The organism is Brevibacterium sediminis, assembly GCF_024895295.1.
Classification (GTDB): Bacteria; Actinomycetota; Actinomycetes; order Actinomycetales; family Brevibacteriaceae; genus Brevibacterium; species Brevibacterium sediminis.
On sequence record NZ_JAHQRN010000007.1, the window covers coordinates 142,829 to 167,684 of the forward strand.

The 24,856-nt window shown below is 66.2% G+C and carries 21 protein-coding genes; 4 read left to right on the plus strand and 17 right to left on the minus strand.

All coding sequences use genetic code 11. The annotated features are described in order from the left end of the window. Nucleotides 1-2: 2 nt before the first annotated feature. The 11 genes from KTJ89_RS15915 to dcd form a co-directional block, all read right to left on the minus strand. The gene (locus KTJ89_RS15915) at nt 3-803 is read right to left on the minus strand and encodes a hypothetical protein (protein ID WP_259358435.1); all 801 of its coding nucleotides are present in this window, start codon (nt 801-803) and stop codon (nt 3-5) included. Further along, a complete protein-coding gene (locus KTJ89_RS15920; RefSeq protein WP_259358436.1) occupies nt 800-2,428 on the minus strand; it encodes a sensor histidine kinase in 1,629 nt (542 codons plus the stop codon). Before KTJ89_RS15920 ends, KTJ89_RS15915 begins: the two co-directional genes overlap by 4 nt. Continuing rightward, nucleotides 2,425-3,177: a response regulator transcription factor gene (locus tag KTJ89_RS15925; RefSeq protein WP_259358437.1), complete on the minus strand. Its 753-nt coding sequence runs from the start codon at nt 3,175-3,177 to the stop codon at nt 2,425-2,427. Before KTJ89_RS15925 ends, KTJ89_RS15920 begins: the two co-directional genes overlap by 4 nt. Then, nucleotides 3,167-3,562 (minus strand): monovalent cation/H(+) antiporter subunit G, encoded by a 396-nt coding sequence (gene mnhG / locus KTJ89_RS15930; protein ID WP_101546653.1) that lies wholly within the window; start codon nt 3,560-3,562, stop codon nt 3,167-3,169. The genes KTJ89_RS15925 and mnhG overlap by 11 nt, the downstream gene beginning before the upstream one ends. Next, the gene (locus KTJ89_RS15935; protein ID WP_259358438.1) at nt 3,552-4,097 is read right to left on the minus strand and encodes an MrpF/PhaF family protein; all 546 of its coding nucleotides are present in this window, start codon (nt 4,095-4,097) and stop codon (nt 3,552-3,554) included. The genes mnhG and KTJ89_RS15935 overlap by 11 nt, the downstream gene beginning before the upstream one ends. After that, nucleotides 4,094-4,771, minus strand: a complete 678-nt coding sequence (locus tag KTJ89_RS15940) for a Na+/H+ antiporter subunit E (protein ID WP_259358439.1) — start codon at nt 4,769-4,771, stop codon at nt 4,094-4,096. The genes KTJ89_RS15935 and KTJ89_RS15940 overlap by 4 nt, the downstream gene beginning before the upstream one ends. Then, a complete protein-coding gene (locus tag KTJ89_RS15945; protein WP_139909327.1) occupies nt 4,771-6,351 on the minus strand; it encodes a Na+/H+ antiporter subunit D in 1,581 nt (526 codons plus the stop codon). The genes KTJ89_RS15940 and KTJ89_RS15945 overlap by 1 nt, the downstream gene beginning before the upstream one ends. After that, nucleotides 6,348-6,983, minus strand: coding sequence for a Na(+)/H(+) antiporter subunit C (locus KTJ89_RS15950; RefSeq protein WP_139909328.1), 636 nt, complete (start codon nt 6,981-6,983; stop codon nt 6,348-6,350). The genes KTJ89_RS15945 and KTJ89_RS15950 overlap by 4 nt, the downstream gene beginning before the upstream one ends. Then, on the minus strand, nt 6,980-10,027 hold the full coding sequence (locus tag KTJ89_RS15955; protein ID WP_139469126.1) for a Na+/H+ antiporter subunit A: 3,048 nt from the start codon (nt 10,025-10,027) through the stop codon (nt 6,980-6,982). Before KTJ89_RS15955 ends, KTJ89_RS15950 begins: the two co-directional genes overlap by 4 nt. 159 nt (nt 10,028-10,186) lie before the next feature. Then, nucleotides 10,187-11,434, minus strand: coding sequence for a hypothetical protein (locus tag KTJ89_RS15960; protein WP_259358440.1), 1,248 nt, complete (start codon nt 11,432-11,434; stop codon nt 10,187-10,189). After that, nucleotides 11,431-12,009 carry a dCTP deaminase gene (gene dcd, locus KTJ89_RS15965; protein WP_139468980.1) on the minus strand — a complete coding sequence of 193 codons (579 nt, stop codon included), beginning with the start codon at nt 12,007-12,009 and terminating at the stop codon, nt 11,431-11,433. Before dcd ends, KTJ89_RS15960 begins: the two co-directional genes overlap by 4 nt. A 312-nt stretch (nt 12,010-12,321) precedes the next feature. Between dcd and KTJ89_RS15970 the strand changes: the two genes are divergently transcribed. The 3 genes from KTJ89_RS15970 (at nt 12,322) to KTJ89_RS15980 (ending at nt 15,951) form a co-directional block, all read left to right on the plus strand. Continuing rightward, nucleotides 12,322-13,845 (plus strand): LPXTG cell wall anchor domain-containing protein, encoded by a 1,524-nt coding sequence (locus KTJ89_RS15970; RefSeq protein ID WP_259358441.1) that lies wholly within the window; start codon nt 12,322-12,324, stop codon nt 13,843-13,845. A gap of 6 nt (nt 13,846-13,851) precedes the next feature. Beyond that, entirely contained in the window at nt 13,852-14,928 is a 1,077-nt protein-coding gene (locus KTJ89_RS15975; protein WP_259358442.1) for an ABC transporter, read from the plus strand. Between the two features lie 63 nt (nt 14,929-14,991). Next, nucleotides 14,992-15,951, plus strand: a complete 960-nt coding sequence (locus tag KTJ89_RS15980) for a hypothetical protein (RefSeq protein ID WP_259358443.1) — start codon at nt 14,992-14,994, stop codon at nt 15,949-15,951. A 227-nt stretch (nt 15,952-16,178) separates the two neighbouring features. Here KTJ89_RS15980 and KTJ89_RS15985 read toward each other — a convergent pair whose 3' ends face one another. The 4 genes from KTJ89_RS15985 to KTJ89_RS16000 all read right to left on the minus strand — a co-directional run bounded on the left by KTJ89_RS15985 (nt 16,179) and on the right by KTJ89_RS16000 (nt 21,159). Then, nucleotides 16,179-18,173, minus strand: coding sequence for an NHL domain-containing thioredoxin family protein (locus KTJ89_RS15985; RefSeq protein WP_259358444.1), 1,995 nt, complete (start codon nt 18,171-18,173; stop codon nt 16,179-16,181). A 75-nt stretch (nt 18,174-18,248) separates the two neighbouring features. After that, nucleotides 18,249-19,031 (minus strand): heme ABC transporter ATP-binding protein, encoded by a 783-nt coding sequence (locus KTJ89_RS15990; RefSeq protein ID WP_259358445.1) that lies wholly within the window; start codon nt 19,029-19,031, stop codon nt 18,249-18,251. Beyond that, nucleotides 19,025-20,131, minus strand: coding sequence for a FecCD family ABC transporter permease (locus KTJ89_RS15995; RefSeq protein WP_259358446.1), 1,107 nt, complete (start codon nt 20,129-20,131; stop codon nt 19,025-19,027). Before KTJ89_RS15995 ends, KTJ89_RS15990 begins: the two co-directional genes overlap by 7 nt. Continuing rightward, nucleotides 20,128-21,159, minus strand: coding sequence for an ABC transporter substrate-binding protein (locus KTJ89_RS16000; RefSeq protein WP_259358447.1), 1,032 nt, complete (start codon nt 21,157-21,159; stop codon nt 20,128-20,130). Before KTJ89_RS16000 ends, KTJ89_RS15995 begins: the two co-directional genes overlap by 4 nt. A 284-nt stretch (nt 21,160-21,443) precedes the next feature. Here KTJ89_RS16000 and KTJ89_RS16005 point away from each other — a divergent pair, with 284 nt between their 5' ends. Further along, entirely contained in the window at nt 21,444-22,853 is a 1,410-nt protein-coding gene (locus tag KTJ89_RS16005; RefSeq protein WP_259358448.1) for an alpha/beta hydrolase-fold protein, read from the plus strand. A gap of 77 nt (nt 22,854-22,930) precedes the next feature. Here the strand turns inward: KTJ89_RS16005 and KTJ89_RS16010 are convergent, their stop codons facing one another. Further along, on the minus strand, nt 22,931-23,668 hold the full coding sequence (locus tag KTJ89_RS16010; RefSeq protein ID WP_259358449.1) for a YggS family pyridoxal phosphate-dependent enzyme: 738 nt from the start codon (nt 23,666-23,668) through the stop codon (nt 22,931-22,933). A 206-nt stretch (nt 23,669-23,874) separates the two neighbouring features. Further along, nucleotides 23,875-24,780 carry a 3-hydroxyisobutyrate dehydrogenase gene (mmsB, locus tag KTJ89_RS16015; protein ID WP_139468974.1) on the minus strand — a complete coding sequence of 302 codons (906 nt, stop codon included), beginning with the start codon at nt 24,778-24,780 and terminating at the stop codon, nt 23,875-23,877. Nucleotides 24,781-24,856 lie beyond the last annotated feature (76 nt).

The following is a 24,856-nucleotide window of genomic DNA, read 5'->3' on the forward strand; positions in this document are numbered from 1 at the left end:
CGTCAGTGGAAGCTCGGTGACGGGACTTTCTCACCATCGATCGTAACCGTCGGAAGCATCTTCTTGAAGTCCTCCGCCACTTCGGTGTTCGTCTTCGGTGTGCGCATCTCGATGGACAGATTCACCAGGCGCCCGTTGATCTTATACCCCGTCTGCACCCCAAAGGCATAAGTCGGTTCGTTGTTGATAGCGAGGATCTCGGTCGGACCGAGTTCACCCTGATAGCTCCAGAACTCGCCCGCGGCCAGAGACCCTGTCTGCTCGGCCAACACCTGTGAGTCCTGTTCGGAGAAGTTGTACCGCCTCTTCTGATCAACGACTTCCTGAGCACTGTCACCGTATTCGTCGGTGCAGTTGACGAGGATGGTATCGCCGCGAGTGGTGTCTTCGCCATGGTTGAATACATGGAACTGCTCGGTGCTCCCGGTGCTGTCTCTCCAGTCATCACCGATTGCGAAGGTGAGTTCGACCGGGCAGCTGCTGCCGAACGTCACTGAAGTCTTCGTCATCCCCTCGGGGATGCCGGCTTCGGTGGGCTTGCCCGTAGGCTCGGGACCGGCGGTCTCCTCCACGCCGATCCGCACCGGCCCTGCGGACTTGTCTTCCGTGCGGATCTGGAGGACCGAGCATCCGCTGAGGAGGACGGTCAGTGCGAGTGTGCCGGCGGCCGCGGCTCGTCGCGCCGAGGCGGGTCTGCCCGCGTCGGGACTCCCCGCGGTACGACTCCCCGAAACGGGTCTCTTCGCTGCGAAGATCCCCACGGATGAGGTATCCGATGCCGTGCGCCCAGTCACTGGTCTCACTGCTGGTCACCTCGGCGGCGACGGTCTGGGTACCCCGCTTCCGGACCGTTCTGATTCGGCTGAGCCGGCCCGTACCCGTGCTGAGGCATTTGCGGACCGGATCCGGACTGGCTTCCGACAGGTGGTTGTCCGGTGGACTGGGGGCCGCCGGCGGGCTGACTGCCTGCAGGCGGCTGACCGTTGTACGGAGCACCGGGCTGGCTGCCGACGGGCTGCTGGCCGAAGTTCTGGGGTCCCGAATTGGGCTGACTTCCCGCGTAGGGCTGGCCGAAGCTCTGCGGACCGGAATTGGGCTGACTGCCCACAGGTGGCTGCCCGAAGCTCTGCTGACCCGAGTGCGGCTGACTTCCGACCGAAGGCTGTCCGGGCTGTTGCGGGCCGGATCTCTGAGGACCCGAGTTCGGCTGGCTGCCGGCAGGCGGCTGCCCATAGCCCGGGTTCTGTCTGCCGGCGTTCGAGGCCTGACGCGGCGGTTTGAACTGCGAATGCTGACCGGAATCCGGCGGGAACCCACCGGAGACGGATTCGCCCGTCCGACGATTGACCAGGTTCCCGTCGACCCTCTCGAGACGACGCTTCGACGTCCGCCGCGGAGTGCCGAGGATCCGTCCCTGCAGTTCGGCCTCATTGGGCTGACGCGGAGGCAGGAATCCGGGCGCCTGCCGCGAATCCGCCTGTTGCACCGGCTGCACCGCATGCGAACCGGCAGCGACCCGATCCATATGATCCGACATCTGCGGAACGGTCACGGGCGCGGCATCGGCAAGGACGGGGAGGACCATGCGCACCGAGGTGCCCACACCCTCCTGGCTGAAGAGCTGCACGGATCCGCCGTGCCGAGTGACGATGGCGCGCACGAGCGAGAGTCCCATGCCCGAACCGGCGACCGCGCGTACACGTGAACCGCGAGAGAGCTCGTCCCAGACGTTCTCCTGTTCGGCCAGCGGGATGCCGCTGCCCGTATCCGCGACCTCGACGACGACCCAGCGGTGCCCGTCGATGATCTGCTCATTGGCACGCAGCTCGACGACTTCGGCCTGCGACGAGTATTTGAGAGCATTGCCCAGCAGGTTGAGGATCGCGGTGAGCAGCAGATCCTCTTCACCGGCGACATCGGGCAGCCGCCACGGAGCACGGGCGACAGTCGCCACGATCATCCGGTCCTCGGCTCCCGGCGCCGTCGATGCATCTTCGACGGCCTGATGGATGAGCGCATCGAGATCGACGCGGGCGTATTCGATGATGCGGGTCTCGACGTCGGCGAGCTTGCGCAGATCGGCCAGCAGTCGGGCGACCCGGCGCGAGGACACGTCGACCTGCTTGGCGGCCGGCTCAACCTCGCTCAGCGTGCCGCCGTCGCGGACGACCTCCCGGATGCTCGCCGCCGAGGTGCGCAGCGCCGTCAGCGGATTCTTGAGCTCATGATCGAGTCGGATGAGCATCCGATTGCGCTTCGTCATCGAATCCTCGGCCGCGGCCGTCTCGATGGATTCCCGCAGCGCGGCCTCACGCCTCTGCAGATACCGGCAGCCGAACCAGGCACCGACGGCGAGACCGCCGAGCACGATGACGAGCAGCAGCAGGAACAGCCAGACCTGGATCTCGAAGACAAGGAAGTTCGTCATAGACGGCTCTGTCCGTCCTCGCCGCGGACCTCACCGACGAAACGATAGCCGCGCCCCTGCACGGTGGCGATCCACCGCGGTTCTGCGGCGTCCTCGCCGAGCACACGACGCAGCTCGGCGACCCGGGAGTCCACGGCGCGGGTGCCCACGGCCTCTTCGAATCCCCACAGCACTTCGAGCAGGCGGGAGCGTTCGATGAGTTCGTCCTTGTGCACCATGAGGTACTCGAGCAGGGTGAAGCCCTTCGGGGTGATGACGAGTTCACGCTGCCCCAACCACGCCCGGCGTCCGACACGGTCGACGCGCAGGCCGAAGCTGGACACGAGCACCGGTGCCGTGGCCAAGGGCGGACCGTCATTGCGGGTCCTGCGCAGCACGGCACGGATGCGCGCGACGAGCTCGTGCGGATCGAAGGGTTTGTTGAGGTAGTCGTCGGCGCCCTCTTCGAGCGCCATCGCCCGCTCGACGCCCTCGCCGACCTGGGTCAGCAGCAGCACCGGAACCCAGTTCTCCTCTTCGCGCAGGCGGCGCAGCACCTGCCGACCGTCGGCTCCGGGCATGAGCACGTCGAGGACGCACACATCGGGTTTGTGACGATGGATCTCGTCGAGAGCGAGCAGTCCGTCGCTGGCAGGCAACACCCGGAAACCGGAGCGCTCGAGGAACGGTACGACCGCCCCGAGGACGTCGGGCTCATCATCGGCGACTAAGACGAGTGGTTGGGGCTCGGTGTGATTGTCAGCCGTCATGGTGGTCTGTTCCGGTTCCTCTCTGGCGTTCCCAGGCGATCTCTCGGGCCTCGGCACGGTCGACCGCCTCGGCGAGTTCATCTCGGTACAGCATAGATCGACGCAGGTGCTTGGTGCGATAGCCGGCGCGGCCGACCATATGGGTGGCGACGGGAATCGTCACGAGCTGGAAGGAGATGATGATCGCCAGAGTCGTCACCGTCGCCCAAGTCGGGAACTGGATCGCGATCGCCACGGCGACGAGCACCAGGCCCAGCACCTGGGGTTTCGCGCTCGCGTGCATTCGCGAGAGAAGGTCGCCGAAGCGGACGAGACCGACCGCGGCGGCCAGGGACAGGACCGCGCCGAGGAAGATGAGCACGGCCGAGATGATGTCAAGAACCACGATTGCTCTCCTGCCCGTCGCCATCCGACACGTGCTCGGCGTCATCGGGTCCCGGGTCGGGTCCGGTGCCCTCGCCCTCTCCGCCGCTGTCGGCGTGGGCGTCGTAGGTGGCATCCGCGATCTCGGTGACGTCATCGCCGGGTCGAGCCTGGGGCACAGAGGTCGATCCGGGCCCGGCGCACTGCTCGTCCGCATCACGGGGCATGTGCCAGTCAGAGGCACTGAACTCGGACAGGGCCCCCGCCTCGGCGCCCGGAGTCATCGAATCGGACTTCGACACATACCGCGACACGCTCACCGAACCGACGAAGCCGAGCATCGCGAGCACGATGAGCACGGGCAGCAGATCCGTCCGGTCGGACAGAGCCATATACCCGCCGAGGCCGCACATGATCGCCGCCAGCACGACGTCGGTGCCGATCATGCGGTCGAGGATCGACGGACCGCGGACGATCCGGAAGAGCGCAATGACCACCGAGGCGGCCAACAGCACCGAACCGGCGACGACGAGGGAGTGGAGGACGATCTCACTCATGAGCGGCCTCCTTCGGTTTCGGCCAGCGGATCCGGTCTGGCCCGCAGGGCGGCGAGATCACGGTGGGAACCGAGAGTGCGGATGAGCAGCTCTTCGATGTAGTAGACCTGCGCTTTCGCCTTGCGCACCTTCTCCTCGGAATCGCAGTCGAGGAAGTGCAGGTAGAGCATGCCCATGGCGCGATCGCTGTCGATGATGATCGACCCGGGGATGAGGCTGGCGGTATCGGCTATGAGGGTGAGCACGAGGTCCGAGCTCGTGCGCAGATCGCATGCGACGACGGACCCGGCGCCGACCGCTTTGCGACGGAACGCATACCAGGCGACTTCGATGGAGGCGTGGAGAACCGAATAGAGGAACCACAGACCGAACACCAACGCATGCCAGACGTTGAACCGTCCGGAGAGCACAACGGGCGGGAGGTAGAAGACGCGCGTGATGACGAAGGCCAGCACGATTCCGGTGACCACGGTGACCACTGTGATCGAATCCCACAGCATCAGCCACAGCAGAACCAGCGAGACCAGCAGCACGAGCTGCTGGATGAATCCGCGGCCCCGGCTCATCCGCGCCCGGTTCGCCGGCACCCGGTCCTGACCCATCGCCCGGTCCCGGCCGCGGACTCGGTCCTGGCCGTCAGCTCGGGTCTGTCCCTGGTCTCGGTCGGGGCTCATCACTCATCACCTCCGAGCACATTCGTGACGTAGTCGATCGGCGTCGAGAGGTTCTCGGCTGCCCGGTTCGACATGTCCCACAAAGGTTCGGCTGCGACGGTGAGAACGATGGAGGCGATCACCACCACCGAGGTGGCCGCCACCATGGCGGGGGGAACGCCGATCTGAGATTTCCACTTCTTCCCCGCCAGCAGCGTCTTCTTCCGCTCCGTGAACTCCTCGACGAGGTCCTCGTTCGGCTCCTCCGCATCGGCCGGATCACGCCAGAATGCGAGGTTGAAGGTACGTCCGATGACGTAGAGAGTGAGCAGACTCGTCACGGTGCCGGCGACGATGAGGACGGTCGGCAGCCACGCGTGGTCGTCGAAGCCGGCGAGGAAGAGTGCGACCTTGCCGATGAACCCGGAGAACGGCGGGATGCCGGAGAGGTTGAGAGCCGGGATGAAGAAGATGATCGTGATCACCGGCGAGAGCACCATGAGACCGCCGAGCGACCTCGTCGAGGTGGACCCGCCGCGCATTTCGACGAGGCCGATGGCCAGGAACAGCGCGGTCTGGACGATGATGTGGTGAACCGTGTAGTAGATCGCCGCAGACAGGCCGACACTCGTGCCCAGCGCCACGCCGAAGAGCATATAGCCGATATGGGAGACCAGGGTGAAGGACACGATCCTCTTGATCTCCGACTGTGCGATGGCGCCGAAGATGCCCACGAGCATCGTCAGCCCGGCCGCGATGAGCAGCGGCACCCGCAGGGAGGACTCGGCGAACAGCAGGGTCTCCGTGCGGATGATCGCATAGATGCCGACCTTGGTCAGCAGTCCCGCGAAGACCGCTGTCACCGGGGCCGGTGCCGTCGGATAGGAGTCGGGCAGCCAGAACGACAGCGGGAAGATCGCGGCCTTGATGCCGAAGCCCAGCAGCAGGAGGACGTGGAGGATCATCTGCACATCGGCCGGCAGATCCGAGAGCCTCTCGGACAGCTGCGCCATGTTCACGGTGCCGCACGCGGCGTAGATGACACCGATGGCGGCGAGGAAGATCACCGAGGACACAAGCGAGATGATCACATAGGTGACTCCCGCCCGGATCCGCTCCGCCGTGGCACCGAGGGTGAGCAGCACATAGGAAGCGACGAGGAACATCTCGAAGCCGACGTAGAGATTGAACAGGTCTCCGGCGAGGAACGAGTTCGCAATGCCCGCGCACAGCACCAGATAGCTGGGGTTGAACACGGAGATCGGAGTCTCGTTCGAATCGTCGTTGGCGTCCTGACTCAGGGCGTAGACGAGCACGCACAGTGTGACCAGTGCAGACACGATGAGCATGAGAGCTGACAGCCGGTCGGCGACGAGCACGATGCCCGCAGGAGGCTGCCACCCGCCGATCGCCACGACCTGCGGCCCATGCGCATCGACTCCGAAGAGGATCATCGTGGCGATGACCATGACCGCGACCAGGATCGCGATCGACACGATGTTCTGCGCCCGCGTGTGCTTCGACAGGATGAGCGCGATTCCGGCGCCGATGAGCGGCAGCAGAACCGGCAGGGGAACGAGCACGGGCAGAAGATCGATCATGCGTCGTCTCCCTGCTGTTTCGCGTCTTTGGCCTCTTCGGTGACCTCGGCCTCCTCGGCGCTGTGCGCTTCCGTCTGCGAGTCTGCGGCCTCCTCGGCGATGGCATCGGCCTCGGCCGGGGTCGACGCGTCCTCGATGTCGTCGGCGAGGTCCTCCCGCTCTGCGGGCGTGCCGTCGTCGTCGAGGTCGATGGCACCGGTGATCGGGGACTCCGCTTCGTCACCGAACTCGGTGTCGTCGTAGTCGGTGCTCGCCTCCGCCTCGGAGTCGATGAGCTTCGTGATCGCCACTTGGAGGTCGGTGTCGTCGTCCTGCAGCGAATCGGCGCGCATGAGCCTCCAAGAGCGGTAGATCATCGCCAGCAGGAACGCCGTCACGGAGAAGGTGATGACGATGGCGGTGAGGACGAGGGCATGCGGCAGCGGATCGGACATGCCTTCGGTCGACAGGTTCTCTCCGTCGGTCAGGGGTGGGGAACCGCGGCCGGCGGTGAGGATGATGAGCAGGTTCGCTCCGTTGCCGAGCAGGATGAAGCCGAGCAGGACTCGGGTCAGGGAGCGTTCGAGCATGAGGTAGATTCCGGCGGCGAAGAGGACGCCCATGGCCAGGACCATGATGAAGGGGACGCTCATAGGCGGCCTCCTTCCGCACCGTTGTCGACGTCGAGTTCGTTGACGCGGTCGATGATCTCGGACACGGCCCGGTGTTCGGCTGTGGCGCCCATGTCCTCGGAGAAGTTCACATTGTCGTGGATGCGGTTGGTCAGCATCGCCTCGTCGCGCTCCTGGTGCAGATCGACCTCGGCTCCCAGCGAGCGGAGGATGTCGAGCATGAGGCCGACGACGATGAGGTAGACGCCGATGTCGAAGAACGTCGACGTACCGAAGGACAGGTGGCCCAGCACCGGCAGATCACCCTCGATGTAGACGGATTCGAAGACCGTCCCACCCCAGATCCACCCGCCGATGACGGTGAGGATCGCGGTGACCAGACCGGTGCCCAGCATTCCCGAGGGGGTGAAGGGGGCCGCTTCGGCGAGTTCGTACTTGCCTCCGGCAAGGTAGCGCACGACGAGCGCGAGCCCGGCGACGAGGCCGCCGGCGAATCCGCCGCCCGGATCGTTGTGGCCGGCGAAGAGCAGGTAGACGGAGAAGACGATGACGGCGTGGAAGATCAGGCGGGCAGTGACCTCGAGGATGATCGACCGATTGCGCGGAGCCAGGGTCCGTCCGGCGATGAGCCAGGACGCACGCTTCTGCGACAGCCCTTCCCCGCGGCCGGCGTGGTGGAGGTCGACGACGTCCTCGGCCACGGGTTGGAAGCGAATACGGCCGGCCGCCTCGGTGCCGTCTTTCTTTCGTTCGAACCGATGCAGGTGTCCTTCGCGACCACGGACGAAGATGAGGCCTGCGATACCGGTTCCGGCGGCCACGAGCACCGAGATCTCGCCCATCGTGTCCCACGCGCGGATATCGACGAGGGTGACATTGACGATGTTCTTGCCGTGACCGAGCTCGTAGGCGAGCTGACCGAAGTCGATGGAGATCGGATCGGCCATGCGCACACCGGAGGCGATGAGGACCACGAGCATCATGGTGATGCCCACGGCACCGCCGATGATCGCCCGCCAGGCGGGGGTGAGTCGACCGGTCGACTCGCCGATGCGCGCCGGCAGCCGGCGGAGGACGAGGACGAACACGACGATCGTGATGGTCTCGACGAGCACCTGGGTCAGGGCCAAGTCGGGAGCGCCGACGAAAGCGAAGTAGGCGACCATGGCGTAGCCGGAGATGCCGGTGACGACGACGGCGGTGAACCGCTTCTTGGCTCGGGTGGCACCGATCGCGACGATGACGAGCACGGCAGCGACGATGAGGTCCAGCGGGGTGTCCCAGAGCCGGAACGTGATGTTCCACGTGTCGTTGGAGATGATCGCCAGTCCCAGTCCGGCGACGAGGACGAGGTAGACCACGCCTTGGTAGAACGGCAGCGAACCGCGCTGGGTGCGGGCGGTGACCCACAGCGCCAGGGCCTCCATCCAGCCGATGAGCATTCGGTAGAGCTCATGGAAGTCCAGTCCCGACGGCAGCGTCGCCTGGACCTTCGCGAAGGGACGGCGGTAGATGAACAGAGCGAGGCCTGCGGCGACGGTGACGGCGGTGAAGGCTAGCGCCGGTTCGAATCCGTGCCACAGCGCGAGGTGGTAGTGCCCATCGCCTTCGGCCACTGCCGGCAGCCCGGAGGTCCACGCGGAGAAGTAGCCGTCGAGCAGGCCGACTCCCGGGCCGAGCGCCAGAGTCAGGGCGGTGAGGATGAGCGGGGAAACGACGAGGGTGAGCTTCTCGTCGCGGCGGGCGATGTCGTCGACTCCGGGCTTCGAGGAGAACGCGCCCCAGACGAAACGGGCCGAGTAGGCGACGGTGAGGATCGAGCCGATCATGATGCCGATGAAGGCGATGACCGAGGCCTTGTCCGGCGAGGACAGAAGGGTCGAGTACGCGGCTTCCTTCGCCGCGAAGCCGAGCAGAGGGGGCAGTCCGGCCATCGAGGCGGCGGCGATCGTCGCGCACACGGCGACGACAGGGAAGGCCTTCCAGCCGCCGGAGAGCTTCGTCAGGTCACGGGTGCCGGCACGGTGGTCGATGATTCCGACGCACAGGAACAGACACGACTTGAACAGGGCGTGGGCGATGAGCAGACCCAAGGCTGCCTTCGTGATGTCCGGAGTGCCGAACGAGGCCATGGTGGTGAGGAATCCGAGCTGCGAGACCGTACCGAAGGCCAGCAGCAGTTTGAGGTCGGTCTGCTTCAGCGCCTGCCAACCGCCGATGAACATCGTCAGCAGACCCAGGGTGAGCAGCACCTCGGACCAGCCGGGGATGTTGTTGTAGCCAGGCGCCAGGCGCAGGACGAGGTAGATTCCCGCCTTGACCATGGCCGCGGCGTGCAGATAGGCGCTCACCGGAGTGGGAGCGGCCATGGCGCCGGGCAGCCAGAAGTGGAACGGCATGAGCGCGGACTTCGAGATCGCGCCGACGAGGATGAGGATGACGGCGGAGATGATGATTCCGCCGGTGTCCATGCCCGACTGGGCTCGGTCGACCAGGGTCGAGATCTGCCCGGTGCCGGTGGCGGTGATGAGCAGGATCATGCCCACGAGCATGGCCAGTCCGCCTGCGGTGGTGACGATGAGGGCCTGCAGTGCCGCCTGCCTGGAGCGGCGGCGGGACTGACTGTGCCCGATGAGCAGGTAGGAGAAGACGGTCGTGCCTTCCCAGAACAGGTAGAGCATGAGCAGTTCGTCGGCGATGACGAGCCCGTACATCATTCCGGCGAAGGCCATGAAGATTCCCGCGAACCGGGCCAGTCCCGGCTCGTCGGGCGGGAAGTAGCGTGCACAGTAGACGAAGACGAGGGCACCGACCCCGGTCACCAGCAGCGTCATGATCCAGGAGAGCACGTCGAGGCGGAAGATCCCGGCGAGACCGAGCTCGGGCAGCCAGTCGAGATTCTCCACGACCGGCTGGGCGGCGGGGCCGAAGATCTCTGGGATCGTCGACAGGCTCCACAGCAGTCCCGCGAAGGGGACGAGAGCGAGGAAGAAGAAAGCGTTGCGACCGAGCAGGCGAACCAGAGGGTAGGCGATGACAGATGCCCCGAAGAAGGCCCCTGTCATGACTATCACCGGCGGCCACCTCCGTCATATGCCTGTTTGTGAGAAAGGTTCGTCATGTCATTTTCGCACGAACAGGTGTCGTTTCCCCAATTGCTGGGTGTGAGCTGAGACAGGCTCTGCCCCGACACGACACCGCTCACGCGCGCATCCGACAGCTGGTCACGCGCGCAGCTGTCTGCTGGTCACGAGGAAGCCGTTCTCGTCGAGACCGATGCCGTCCGAGCCGACGAGCAGCTCGGCTCCGATCGCATCTGTGAGTTCGGCCACCCGACCGCGCATCCGTCGGAAGCGGCGGCCCTGGTTCGGCTGATAGCGCTTCGACTCGGTGTCCATCCAGTGCACGTGGTATTCGATCTGCGGGGCGACGGTGTGGGCGGCGACGATCGGCGGAACCCACTCGGCTTCCATCACTCGGATCTCGAGGCTGCCGGCGGATTCATCGATCTCGCCGAGCGGAACGAGCAGGGCATAGCCGTCGAGGATGACCGGGGCGGAAGGGTCGAAGAGCGGATCGTCGATGCTCGCTTGGGCCAGCACATCCTCGTCTGGGGTGGGCAGGGACTGCTGGAAGGCGTGCGGGGCATGGCGGCGGACGAAGTCGAGCGCGACCGACGGCTCCATCCAGTACGAGGAGTAGATGTAGAGGTCGACCTTCGCCTCCGGGTCGGGGATGATCACCCGCGTCGGCAGTCCGGGCTCGTCGGCCAGGCGCACGCCCGTGTGGAGGCGGGAGGCGACGGAGAGCATGAGGCTGAGCATCCGCTCCTCCTCCCGATCCGGCATTCCGTTGGGGAAGGCCTCGTGGAGTCCGTCGGCGTCGGCGAACCAGTCCGGCGGCGGGGTCGGCTGCCGATCCCGGGGGCAGTCGATGACGATGGCATGCCGAGCCCAGTCGGGGACTTCGAGCGCGGCGGCATCGGCCGGGTCGAGGGCAGCCCCGGAGCTCAGTCGGGAGTGCCGGCTCAGGCGCAGCTGCCCGTGCTCGTCGAGCACGGGGCGCAGATCGGGCAGCTTGTTGTGGATGAGCGCGAGGACGTCGGAGACCTCGACCGCGTCATCGAGGAGGATGAGGTGGAAACCGCGCAGATCCGCCGAGGTGGCCGTGTCCTCGGGCGCGGACGTGTCACCGCCGTATCCGGGCCGTCCCGTCGACGGCATCCCGGTCCGCCGCCTGCTCGCGGCCTGAGCGTCGGAGGCAGGGGGCACGGGGGCGGCAGTGGGCGCTCCAGGCGTGACTGAGGCCGGCGAGACGGAGCCACCGGCGTCAGGGCCGACCCGGTCTCCGGTCGCATTCGGGACGCCCGAAACCTCGGCGTCGGGGGCCTGGTAGCGCGCAGCGTCGGCCTGTTCCCGGGCGGCGCGTTCAGCGGCTTCGCGTTGCAGCCGCAGTTCGCGGCGGGTGATCACATGTCCCTCCGATAGAAATTGAGGTGCGAACGGGAAGCGGTCGGGCCGCGCTGGCCCTGGTAGCGGTTGCCCGTGGCCTGGGAACCGTAGGGGTTCTCCGCCGCCGAGCTGAGTCGGAAGAAGCAGAGCTGGCCGATCTTCATCCCCGGCCACAGGGTGATCGGCAGGGTCGCGACGTTCGACAGCTCCAGGGTGACGTGGCCGCTGAAACCGGGGTCGATGAAACCGGCCGTCGAATGGGTCAGGAGACCGAGACGTCCGAGCGAGGACTTGCCCTCGAGCCGAGCCGCGACATCGACGGGCAGAGTCACGAGCTCATGAGTGGATGCGAGGACGAACTCCCCCGGGTGGAGGACGAAGGGCTCCCCCGGAGCGGCTTCGACGAAACGGGTGAGTTCGGGCTGCTCGAGGCTCGGGTCGATGACCGCGTATTTGTGGTTGTCGAAGAGCCGGAAGTAGCGGTCGAGACACACGTCGACGCTGGCCGGCTGGATCAGCGACGGGTCGTAGGGGTCGAGGGCGATGCGTCCGGAGTCGAGCTCGGCGCGGATGTCGCGGTCGGAAAGGAGAGTCACGCTTCCGATGGTAGTCGCTGCAAGCCCCGCACGCTTAAGCCTTCTCTCCTCTCCCCTCTGCCGAACCATGGGTCGAATACGCATAACCGGCCGGCAAAATCTACCGACACGCCGAAACTATGTCACAAAACGGTAACGATTCTCGGGAATTCTCCTGATTTTTACCCGTGTGTCTCCCCATAGCGGCGGATGAATGCTTTAGGGTAATGAGCTGTACGGACCCGCGCACGATGGTGCCTTCCCCTTCTTAAGCCAAGGAATGCCGGGAGTCCATCGTCTTTCGTGGGTAGACAACAATCGAAAGGCATTACTGTGAAGACCTCGCGTCTTGTGCTTGCCCCCGCAGTAGCCGTTGCATTGACAGGTCTTGCTGGCGCCCCGGCGTTCGCAGCGACAGAGTCCACCGCTTCGGTCCCTCAGCAACCGCTGTGCGCCCAGGGTGATCAGCAGTCATCGAGCAGCTCCGAATCGGATTCTTCGGTTCCCGACGAGTCGGATCCGCAGGCGACCCTTGCGCAGGCGCAGGTGACCCGCGCCGACATAGCTGACGACAAAAAGGGAATCGGCTTCTCCGGCACCGGATTCAGCCCGGACCAGAAGGCCACGGTGACCGTCGTCGGCACCGATGGCACCGAATACTCGCCGGACAAGAAGCTCACGGTCGACGAAGACGGAAAGGTCTCCGGCACCTACTTCTTCACCGTCACCGACGGTGCCCAGGTGCCTGTCGGCGAGTACTCGCTCTACCTCACCGATCTCAAGTCCGAGAAGAAGTCTTCGAAGGTGACCTTCGAGGTCGTCTCCAAGGCCTCCGAGGTCGACGAACCGGGCAAGGGCGACGACGATAAGTGCGATTCGGCCACCGGTCCCATCAAGACTCCGGACGAGACTCCCAGCGAAACGAAGTCCCCGGAGCCCTCTGAGACGAAGACCGAGGAGCCCACCACCGAGGCACCGAAGCCCAGCCCGTCGGAGACGAAGACCGAGGATCCGACCACGAAGGCTCCCGAGCCGACGGAGACCAAGACCGAGGAGCCCACCACCGAGGCACCGAAGCCGAGTCCGTCGGAGACGAAGACCGAAGAGCCCACCACCGAAGCACCCAAGCCGAGCCCATCGGAGACCGACAAGGGCGAGGACAAGGACGACAAGGCTCCTGCCGACGGTGTGAAGCCGGGACCCGCCGAGGGTCCGAAGGACGAAGCGCCGAAGTCCGACGAGCCCAAGGTCGATGAGACCGACGGTGCCGAAGACGCGGCCGAAGACGACAAGAAGGCCGAGGACGAGGCTCCCGAGTCCACCGGTCCGGCCAGCCCCGGCACCGAGGACAAGAAGCCTGCCGCAGCCGCACAGGCGTCCATGTTCATCAACCCCACCGAGGTCAGCTCCGAGGACTTCCTGAACGACGGCATCAAGATCGGCGTCAGCGGGGCTCAGCCCGGCGAGAAGGTCTCGATCACGGTCGAGCATGCCCAGGGCAAGGTCGACCGCTACACGATGACCAAGGAAGCCGATTCCGAAGGCAAGGTCACGTTCGGCGTCCAGGCCAAGGTCAAGGCCGTGCTCGGTACCTACAACGTGCGTGCCCAGGCCGAGAGCTTCGATGAGCCCCAGGGCGGAAGCTTCACCGTGCTCACCAACGGCACCGCCGTCGACGAAGGCGGAAACGGGGCCGGGAACGGCAGCGGCTCGAATGATTCGGGCAGCGACCTGCCGCGCACCGGTGCCGAGATGACCGGACTGGCCCTCGGTGTCGGTCTGCTCGCAGTCGGTGCAGCAGCTGTCATCATCACCCGTCGGCGGATGAACGCCTCCGACGATCCCGCGGAGTTCTAAGCCGCGTTGAACGATGAATTGTCCCTCGCGGGGCTGCAGCTCGACGGACGCGAGATCGACCTCGGACGTCTGCGAGCAGGGACAATGCTCGGACTCATGGGCAGCCCGGACAGCACCACATCGGTGGTGCTGTCCGCGGCGGCCCTGCCCCACGTCGCACCACCACCACGCTTCCCGACCGGTCGCCGGTCGGGTCGCTTGCGTGTGCGCAGCTGGATGAAGAGCTATCTTCGCGAAGCCGATGCCGGATCTGGGGAGGCGGCATCGGCAGCGGATCCATCGGCTGCATTGACATCATTCGGACTGCGCCCCGATGTTCTGCGTCGGCGCCTCGACGACCTCGACGCGACCGATCGTGCCCGCCTCGCCCTGGCCGCGGCTTGGGCGAGCGGCGCGAAGTGGCTGGCTCTCATCGACCCGTTCGGTTCGGTCCCCGGCCATCTGCGCACCGGGCTGCGGGGTCGCTTCGCCGAACTCGTCGCCCAAGAAGGGCGCGGGGTCGTCTTCAGCTCGAATTCGCTGACCGACCACACCATCGCCGAGGCGGGGGTGGCCGATATCGAAAAGGACCAACTCGTCGCGCTCGGCTCCTTGGAGCAGATCGTCACCGAACCGCGCGGTTCGCTGCCGGCCGAGCTCAGCGGGGTCAACGTCTATTCCGGGCTGGCCCGGAAGGGATGGCTGTCCATCGGCCATTCAGCCGTGCGCGCCCGCACCGAACTCGACGGGAAGGTGTTCGTCACTCTCGGGTGGCGTGCCGCCCTCCTGTCACTGGACGAACACGACCCGGCGTTCACCTCGGCGACGGTGTTCGAAGCCATCGTCACGGGACTGCGCGATCGCGGTTCCTGTCTGCAGGCGAAGCTCTCACCGGTCGACACGGAGATGGGTCTCGCGCTCGACGTCGACCTCGCCGACCTCGCCGGAGTGCCGAGAACGCAGACGGATCCGACCATCGGATTCGGTGTCCTGCACCCGGGACTCGGCGCGACGATCTCCGAACTGCGAGCCAACGTCAAGGTCGGCACGCATGTCTTCGTCGAGGTCGACACCTCTGCCCTGCATGCCTACCCGGTCGAGTGATCCGCGGCAGATAGACTGAGAACTGCCCAGTCCCCTCAAGTCCCCAACCGAATCAGGAGCGCCATGCGAACGTCGCGCAGACTTCTGATCTCAGCGCTGACGGTCGTCGTCCTCACAGTGGCAGCGGTCCCCCTCCTCAACTTCACCGTCTACACGCCCGCGCGAGCCGCTGAATCCTATATCTCGGCGATCGAACGCGGCGATGCGCAGAGTGCCTTCTCCTACCTGTCCACGCCGACTCCGACATCGACCTTGGCACTCAGTGACGAGGTGCTCTCCGCGGCTCCCGATCTGCCGCGCGAGCCCGAGGCCGAGACCGTTTCCGTCGACGGCGATCACGCGAAGGTCAGCCTCAGGTACAACCTGTCCTCGCGGGAGCAGACCGTCGATCTCAACATGGTCCGCCTGCCTGCCAGCGCGGGACTCTTCAACCGCTGGGCCATCGAACAGGAAGCATGGCCGACCTTGACCCTGGACGTCTCCGGTTCGTCGACGGCGACGGTCAACGGATACGGGGTCAGCACGGGGAGTGTGCCCGTGCTGTTCCCGGCGAGCTACCTCGTTGGTTTCGATGCAACGTATCTGAAGTCGCGATCCCAACGCACCGAGGTGACCGCCCCCGGCGACTCCCCCACCGTGAAGCTCTCGCCCGAACCCACGGCCAAGCTCGAGCAGACCGTGGAGGAGCAGGTCACCGACCATCTGCAGGACTGCATGAAGTCGAAGACGCTCATGCCGGCCGGCTGCGTCTTCGGCTACGACACGGACAACGAGATCATCGGCGATGTCTCCTGGTCGCTCGAGCGCAGTCCGCAGATCGGGCTGACCTCGTCCGGCAGCGATCTCGAACTCACTCCCTCGACGGTCGAGGTACGGGTCAAGGGACGTTACCGCGACATCGTCACCGCTGCCGAACACGACTTCGACGAGAAGCTCTCCTTCGTCCTCGGCGGCTCGGTGGTCGTCAAGTCCTCACAGGTGAGCTTCGAACCGCGCCGCCTCGGCGACGTCACCATCGCCTGAGGGGCGCTCCTCCTGCTGAGGTCCCAGTCCCGCTCCACAGGCCCGTGTCCGGACCTCCGACGGATGCGCCTCTCGCGGTTCTCCTTGCCACAGTGATTGTTGGGTCGATCCACGGCGTTCAGAACGCCGCAACCACCGTGGATCGACCCAGCAATCTCCGTGCATGGGCGATTCTGCGACTACCGTCCGCCTGATCGACAGCGGCCCTCGCTCTGGTGGCCGAGCGCTCAGGCGCCGCGGAGGTCGAGGGTGAGTGCGTTCGGAGCCGAATCCACGAGCTCGACGGGGATGCCCCAGTCCTGCTGGTAGAGGTGGCAGGCCGCGTGCAGCGGGATCTCTCCCCCGGGCTCACCGTCGCAGGCTGCAGCACGCGCTGTCACGTGCAGGACTCCCTCGGTGTACTCGGGATTGATGACGATATCTCGGCTGAGCCCCTCGGCTCCGCCTTCTCCTGAGGAGATGAGTTCCGGCGGCGTCGCAGACACCTGCAGGAACGTGGGATCACCCCACCGGTCGTCGAGCTTCTGACCAGCTGGGACAGTGAAACTCACGGTCAGCGACACCGGACCGGAGGCGATCTCGGTCGAAGGGCGCTTCGTGGTCAGTGCGCCCTCGTCGACCTTCTGGGCGTCCTTGGGCAGCTTCACCCGGGTGAGTGCGTGTGCGGCGGACTCGACGACGATGAGTTCGGCGTCATCGGGGGTGCCTGCGTTGTCGATGAGGACGATGTCCGAGGGTTCGCGCAGGCCGCGCGCCAGGGTCGTGACTTCCTCGGTCCTCGGGTCGAAGCGGCGGATCGCACCGTTGTAGGTGTCGGCGATCGCGACCGATCCGTCAGGCAGGCTGCGCACTCCCAGCGGGTGCTGCAGGCGGGCTTCGGCGGCCGGTCCGTCGCGGAAGCCGAAGTCGAAGAGTCCGACGCCCACCAGCGAGGACACCTCACCTGTGGCGGGATCGAGGCGGCGGATCGCCGAGGTCTCGGAGTCGGCGACGAACACCTCGCCCGCTGGCCCGAGGTCGAGACCGGAGGATTGGGCGAACCACGCCGACTCGCCGTCGCCGTCGACCAGGCCCTCGTTCATCGTGCCCGAGAGGATGCGGATCGTGCCGTCCTTCGGATCGAAAGACCAGATGGTGTGGTTGCCGGCCATCGCCACGACCACCTCGGCGGTGGAGGGGACGAAGAGGACATCCCACGGCGACGACAGCTTCACGTCTACCGCGGGTCCATCGTATCGTCCCAGCTCACCGGGCTTGCCGCGGACGTTGTCGATGGCACCGACCATGTGCTGCTCACCGGTGCCGGCGATGGTCGTGACCGTCTCGTTCGTCAGGTCGATCCCGCGCAGGGTGTGGTTGACGGTATCGGCGACGACGAGCTGGTAGCCGACTTCGGCCGCCAGGTCGGCGGGCAGCACGGTGATTCCGCCGGGTTCACTGAAGCGCGCCGAGGCGAAGTCGCCGTCGTCCGCGCCGCGCTCACCAGTGCCGATACGGCGGATGATCGTGGCCGCATCGTCGTCGTATTCGACGAGGCTGTGGTGTCCGGAATCGGCGACCATGAGGTGGCCCGAGGGCAGCCGGGTGGCCTTTCCGGGGTAGAACAGGTCCGTCTCCGGGGCCGGCGGCGGAACGTAGGGCCCGTCGCCGGAGTGAAGGGTGCCCTTGGCCGAGTGCTCCTCGATGAGGCCCTCGATGATCTCGGTGAGGCCGGCCGCGTGGCCTTCACCGGACATCGTCGCTACGAGGTAGCCCTCGGGGTCGATGACGGCCAAGGTCGGCCAGGCGCGGGCGGTGTAGGCCTGCCAGGTGACGAGGTCGGGATCGTCGAGGACGAGATGCTCGACCTGGTAGCGTTCCACGGCCTGGTCGACGGCCTCGACGGTGCGTTCGAACTCGAATTTCGGCGAGTGCACGCCGATGATGACGAGCTCTTTGGCGTACTTCTCCTCCAACGGGCGCAGTTCGTCGAGGACGTGGAGGCAGTTGATGCAGCAGAAAGTCCAGAAGTCGAGGAGAACGACCTTTCCGCGCAGGTCGGCCAGGGTCAGATCCTTGCCGCCGGAGTTCATCCATCGGCGGCCGACGAGTTCGGGCGCACGGACCTTGACGTCCCGTGCCGCAGCGTCATGCGTCGAGGCGTCATGCGTCGACGCTGTGGGTGCGGCCGCCGGGTCAGCGGCAGGGGCTGGGACGGTGGATTCTTCCGGCCTGGTGTTCATAGTCCAATGATCGCAGATCCCCCACCGAGGCGGCCTCCCCGGTGTCATCATGTGACCGGCTCCTCATCCCCGATGTCAAACGGGGATGAGGATCGGATGGGCGATGCCTTCCGGCTGCAGCCGGTGCACGGACTGTCCGTACACCTCGTCGACGAGCTCTTCGGTCAGCGCCTCGGCGGGTCGACCGTCGGCGACGAGCCGCCCGTCCCCGAACACGAGAACACGGTCTGAATACCGCAGTGCGAGGTTGAGGTCGTGGAGGACGACGACGATGGCCGCCCCGTCGGCGCGCAGTGCCCGCACTGACTTCAGCAGTGACTCCTGATGCCTGAGGTCGAGGGCGGCTGTGGGTTCGTCGAGGAAGACGATCGGGGTTGTCTGCACCTTCGTCCTGGCAAAGGACACCCGGGCCGCTTCACCGCCGGAGAGCGTCGTGATGTCACGGGTCTCGAAGCCCTCGAGGTCGGCATCGGCGATCGCTTCGGCGACGAGCGCGGCATCACGGTCGGCGTCGATGTCCCAGGGCAGCCGCCCCATGTGCACGGCCTCCTCGACGCTGAAGGCGAAGTTCGAGCTGTTGTGCTGGAGCATCACCGCACGCACCCGAGCCAGCGGTCCCGACTTCCACGCCCCCACCTCGGTGCCGGTGATCTCCACCGACCCTCGCGTCGGGGACACGTCCCCGGCCAGCAGAGAGAGCATCGTCGATTTGCCCGCCCCATTGGGACCGACGAGGGCGACGACCTCACCGGCACGCAGATCGAAAGACACCCCGGAGACGAGCTCCCGGCCGTCGACGACGAAGGTGACGTCGCGGGCGCGGACGACCGCCTCGGCGGCATTGTTCACAATCACCATGAGCTTTTCCTCATCCGCACGACCAGGAACAGGAAGAAGGGCGCTCCGACGGCGGCCGTGAAGAGACCGATCGGGACCTCGGCGGGCGGAGCGACCACGCGGGAGGCACAGTCGGCGGCGACGATGAGGATCGCACCGGCGATTGCCGAGATCGGCAGCAGCCCCCGGTGGCCGGGGCCGACGACGATGCGCACGATGTGCGGGACGACGAGGCCGACGAAGCCGATTGCCCCGGCGAAGGCCACGGCCGCGCCGGTGAGCAGTGCGGTGGCGATGATGATGGTCAGGCGGCTGCGTTTGACGTTGAGCCCGAGATGCTGGGCCTCGCGCTCACCGAGGGTGAGCACGTCGAGGGTGCGGGAATTGAGCAGGACGATGACGAGGCCAGCGACGAAGACGGGCAGAGTCGCCCAGAACTGGGGCCAGATCACCTTCGCCAGCGACCCCATCTGCCAGAACGTCAGAGTCTGGAGCTGCTGATCGTCGGCGATGAAGGTGAAGAACCCCGTCAGCGCCTGACAGCCGGAGCCGACCGCAATGCCGACCAACAGCATCCGTGAGGTCCCCGTGTTCCGGCCCGGGCGGGCGAGGACGTAGATGAGTCCGGTCACCACCAGGCCCGCAAGGAACGCGCCCAACGGCAGGAGCCAGGTGATGCTGCCACCGGCGAGCACGATGACGCCGACGGCTCCGGCCGAGGCGCCGCCGCTGACGCCGATGATGCCCGGATCGGCCAGCGGGTTGTTGAACAGGCTCTGCAGCGCCGCCCCTGAGATCGCAAGCGCGGCTCCCACGAGGACGCCCATGAGGACGCGGGGAATCCGCAGCTGCCACACGACGGAGACGTCGCGCTGGCTCAGCCCTGCGCCGTCGACGAGGCCCAGCTTCGCGCCGACGATGCGCGCGACGTCGTCGAGCGGGATCCGCAGCGGTCCGACCGAAGCCGAGACTGCCATGAGCACGGCGAGGACCGCGACTCCGATGAGGACGCAGGTCAGCAGCGGGATTCGCCGGACGCTGTGCCGCTTCTCCGCCTTCGCGGCGGCGCTGCTGTACACCGGTGACGGCTTCTGGGACCGGTTGAGGACCTTCGCGCTCACGAGAGCTGCGCGACCGCCTCGGCGAGGGCCTGCGCACCGACGCCGATCTCCGGGCTCGAGTACTTCAGCTGGGCGTCGGGCATGACGAAGATCGCCGAGTTCTGGCCTGCGGGCGTCTGGTCGAGCGTCGGGAACGCCTTCCACAGGCCGTCCTCGCCGCCCCACTTCTCGTAGTCCGATTCAGCCATGACGACGACGTCCGGCGCCGAGGCGACGATGCCCTCATTGCTGAATTCGCGGGAGTATCCGCGCAGCTTCGATTCGGCTCCGACGCTCGTGTAGCCGAGCGTTTCGATCATCTCATTGCCCGGCGTACCGGTGCCGGCGACAGCATTCTGCCCGCCGGCGCCCGAGGCCGTGACCTCGATGATCGAGAGATCCGTCGTGTCGGATTCCTTCGCGGTCTTCGCGGCATCGGCGAGCTGGTCGTCGACGATCTTCGCGAGCTCTTCGCCGGCGTCCTTCGCCCCCACGTACTCGGCAACGGCCTTGAGCTTGTCGCCCTGGGACTGCTGGTCATCCATGACGACCGCATCGGTGCCGGCGTCGCGGAACTGCCCTGCAACATCGCCGTGGCGTTTGGTGTTGTCACCGATGAAGAGGGTGCCGTCCATGGCCAACAAGCCTTCGACACCGGTGCTCTTGCCGAATTCGAAGTGCTCCGGGGCATTCTTTGCCTCGGGAGAGACAGCGTCCTCCGGGGCGGCTGCGATCTTGTCGGCCAGTCCCAGCGCTCCAAGAGTCGATGCGACGCCGTCACCGGCGACGATGATCTGGTCGATGTCCTTGACCTCGACGTCGGTGCCCGTGCCGTCTTCGACCTTGACGGGCAGCTTCGGCTTGGCTTCGATCGTGGAGAAGTCGCTCTCTCCCGAGATCTGCTTCCAGCCTTCCGGGAGCGGGACGGAGAGATCGGAGCCGGAGCCCTGATCGGCAGCGGAGTCGTCAGCGGTGCCGGAGGTGGACCCTCCGCATCCGACGAGTGCCAGGGCACATGCGGCTCCGATGATCGTCAGTCCAGTTCTCATTGCTCTCCTTGGGGTGGTGTGGCGTGGTGGCTGTGTCTGCGTTGCAGCGGCCGAAGCGGTGTCGGGCGGAATCGTCGTTGGGTCTGAGGCGTGCGTGGAGGAGCTGGCGCCTACCAATTGGTAAGCCTAACCTAAGTGGATAGACTAGCAACGTTGTCAGCCGACTTGTCCAATCGATGTGGTCGACTGTCCGAAATGCGATACTCACCGGCCCTCAATGACGGCCCGGTGCTGTCGAGTGCGCGACTTGTCGCCCTACTGCCCAAACTGCAAGGATCAATCACGTGCGCTTCATCGACATCATGGCTGACTTCTCCGCTTCTGCTGCTGGGAAATCCGGTGGTTCCGGCTTCTCCGCTTCTGCCGCTGGGGAATCCGGTGGTTCAGGCGATCGCGAACGGCAGTTCTGGGATGAGGTCGCCCGGCAGGGGACACCCCTGGTCGACCCGTGCCCCACTGACACGGCCCTGCGCGACGTCACGTTCCTCTATCGCTGCACCGATCCCGAGGTGCGCAGCGTCCGGCTCGCGGCGAACCGGGTCACCGACAAACACAGGCAGGCCGATGGAGTCATGGCCCGAGTCCCTGGCACCGACATCTGGGGCGTGACGCTCACCCTGCCGGCCGATCTGCGCTGTTCCTACGGCTTCAGCCCCTCCCGTGAAGAGGTCGCCCCACCGTTGAGCGGTCCGGGTCGACCGGGGCCGCCCGCCTTCATCGACCCGCTCAACCTCGATCCACCGGTCACCCGGCCGGATCAGCCGGGTGCCGGCGAGGGGGCGTCGGTGTTCTCGGGTCCGCTCGCTCCCGATCACGGCATGTGGCTGTTCGATCGTCCCCAGGGTGCGACCGCTGCGACGAGGACGACGGTGACGGCCGGCGCTGACGCGGACATTCCCGCCGAGGCGGATGGGGGCAGCCTCGGCGAGGACCCTGAACGGGTTCGCTCTGAGCCGGCCCTCATGGTCTCTGCCGACCGTGAGATCGGCGGCAAGAAGTACCCTGTGCGGGTGTCTCTGCCGAGTGGGCCGCCGGCCGGTCTCCTCGTGCTCTTCGACGGTCGGCAGTGGTTCGACCACCTCTGCGTGGCGCGTGCCGTGGAAGCTGCCGGGCTGCCCGGGCTCATCATCATCGGCATCGGCACGCACACGACGGCCGAACGAACACATTCTCTTGCCGGCAACGACCAGTTCCTTCGCAGCGTCGCCTCGGAACTCGTTCCCGATATCGAAGCCGAAGCGGCCGTCAACGGCTCCGTACTGCCGGCCGATGCGCGGCGGATCATCTGCGGGCAGAGCCTCGGCGGGCTCGCGTCCCTGCTCATGGCTCGCACGTGCCCCGGCGCATTCGACGCCGTGCTCGCTCACTCCCCCTCGCTGTGGTGGAGCCCCGGCGGGACGGCGACTCCGGCGGACCTGGCGAGCATCGATGGTGATGACTGGACTGCGCGCCGGTTCCGCGAACACGTTGCGGGCGTGGGCGCCTGCGATTTCCACCTCGCCGTCGGTCGTCGGGAGGGACCCATGGTCGACCGCGCCGGCCGACTGGCCGAGGTGCTCGACGGTCTCGGATTTTCTGTCTCACTGTCGGTGTATGAAGGCGGGCACGACTTCGCCTGCTGGCGCGGGGCGCTCATCGACGGACTGCGGAAGGTGTTCGCGCAGGATTCTGCGGCAACCGTGTCCGACAAGTAGTTGCGGCCGGCCGCGTCATGTGCTGATCGCGCCGTGTGAGAGCCGCGCCATGTGCGGGCATGCCGCGCGGACCCGCCTCAGGTGTAGTCGCGGGCGCCGAAGATGCTCGAGCCGACTCGGACGATCGTGGCGCCTTCGGCGATGGCGAGTTCGAAGTCGTTGCTCATGCCCATCGACAGCTCGGTCGCCTCGGCGGGCATGACCCCGGCCCCGCGCAGCTTCTCGCTGAGTTCGCGCAGGTCGGAGTAGCTTGGGCGGATCTCTTCGGGACTGGTGCCGGGAAGGCCGATCGTCATGAGTCCGCGCAGCCGCATCCGGCCGAGCTTCCGGGTCGCGGTGATGAGTTCCTCGGCGTCTTCGGGCGCGACACCGAACTTCGAGTCTTCGCGGGAGGTGTTGACCTGGATGAAGTAGTCGATGGTCTCATCGAGGACGTCGAGACGGTTGTTGATCTTCTCGGCCAGCGGGAGGTTATCGACGGACTGGATGCAGTGAGCGTGCCGCAGGGTGTGATTGACCTTGTTCTTCTGCAGGGGTCCGATGAGGTGGGTCTCGGGGTTGAGGTCGGCGAGAGCCTCGGCCTTGCCGGTGATCTCCTGCACCTTGTTCTCGCCGATGAGGGTGAACCCGTGCTCGAGGGCGACGCGGATCTTCTCTGCCGGCTGCGTCTTCGTGGCCAGCAGCACGCGCACATCGTCACCGCTGCGACCGCTCGACTCGGCGGCGGCGCGGGCACGGTCAGCCACCTCGTCGAGGTTGCCGATGATGGCTGCGATGTCGTCGGCGGACAGTGAGGGGGAATCAGGCGTACTCATGTCTCCAGTCTTGCATGAGCCGCGCGAAGTTTCAGGTCGCCGAGGATGCCCAGCCGAGAAACGAAATGCGGACGATCCGGGTCGAAATCATCGTGTTTCCTCGACCTGGATCGTCCGCAGCTCGGTGCCGCCGTTGTGAGCGGGCTGTGCTTGTTCCAACCGCCTCGGCGTCGGTTGTTCCAACCGCATCGGCGTCGGTTGAGTGCTTACTTCGGCAGGCCCTCGGCGTTCGGGTCGATGTTCTTGATCAGCGCGGAGGTGTCGAGTCCGCCGAGGTCTTCGTCAATGAGCTTCTGCAGCTGCGCATGGACGAGGGTGGCCGCCGGGAGGTCGACTCCCTGGGTCTCGGCGCCGGCGAGGGCCAGGCCGACGTCCTTGTGCATGAGTGCGGTGGCGAAACCGGGCTTGAACTCGTTGTTCGCCGCGGCCGTGGTGGTCACGCCGGGCACCGGATACCAGGTCCGCAGCGGCCAGGAGTCGCCGGAGGACACCTTGGCAATATCGTGGAAGACCTTCGGATCGAGGCCGAAGCGATCGGCCAGCACAGCGCCTTCGACGACACCCTGAAGGCTGATCGAGAGCATCATGTTGTTGACGATCTTCGCGGCCTGACCTGCGGCGTCACCGCCGGCGTGGAAGATGTTCCCGGCCATTGCCTCGATGACGGGTCGGGCCTCTTCGATGTCGGCGTCGTCGCCGCCGAGCATGAACGTCAAGGTGCCGGCCTCGGCACCGGTGACGCCGCCGGAGACGGGACCGTCGATGAGGCGGAAGCCTGCCTTCTTCGCCTCGGAGTGGAGGAGGCGGGCCGAATCGAAGTCGATCGTCGAGGAATCGATGAGGAGGGTCTTCCGGTCTGCGTTGGCCAGGACTCCGTCGGGCTCGAGGTATGCGGTGCGCGCGTGCTCGCCCTTGGGCAGCATCGTGAAGACGATATCGGCACCGGCGACCGCCTCGGCGATGGAACTCACGGGGTTCACCCCGCTCTTCGCGGCTGCGTCCACGGCCTCGGGGACGAGATCGAAACCATTGACGGTGTGACCGGCCTTGACCAGGTTCGCAGTCATCGGGCGGCCCATATTTCCCAGGCCAACCCATCCAATCGTCGACATAATATGCCTCCTCGCATCATGTTCAGCAACTCTTACGTGTTCCCTCTCACAGTACGCCAGTGAACGCGCCGAAGCC